The organism is Roseovarius halophilus (ex Wu et al. 2025), from assembly GCF_047086965.1.
In genome coordinates this window covers 1-255 of record NZ_JBKOTX010000664.1, presented here as the reverse complement: position 1 = coordinate 255, position 255 = coordinate 1, and the positions used below count along the sequence as shown (strand labels likewise).

Genomic DNA, 255 nt, shown 5'->3' with positions numbered 1-255 from the left:
ACACGGACGTGACCTCCTCGCGCGACCGTGTGCGGGATCAGCGGCGTGATATCGACGCAGAGGCCCGCGATCATCCACGGTGCGCCGGGCGCAACCTCGCTGAGCAGATCCAGATGAATGTCGAGATATTTTTCGCGCGGCGGGAAGCCCCAGGCGAATTCATCCGAGAACATGAAGCGATAGATCGGCGTCGGTGATGGCGGCGCAATCGCCGCCAATGCCCCGCCCAGCCGCGTGAAACCCGGCTCATAGATC

At 63.5% G+C, this 255-nt stretch carries 1 protein-coding gene; it reads right to left on the bottom strand.

Features of this window, described 5'->3' with window-relative positions; translation table 11 throughout:
- Positions 1-218: 3-keto-5-aminohexanoate cleavage protein (locus ACH107_RS33955; RefSeq protein ID WP_412509941.1), on the bottom strand; the 218-nt coding region annotated here is incomplete at its 3' end.
- Between the last annotated feature and the right edge of the window lie 37 nt (positions 219-255).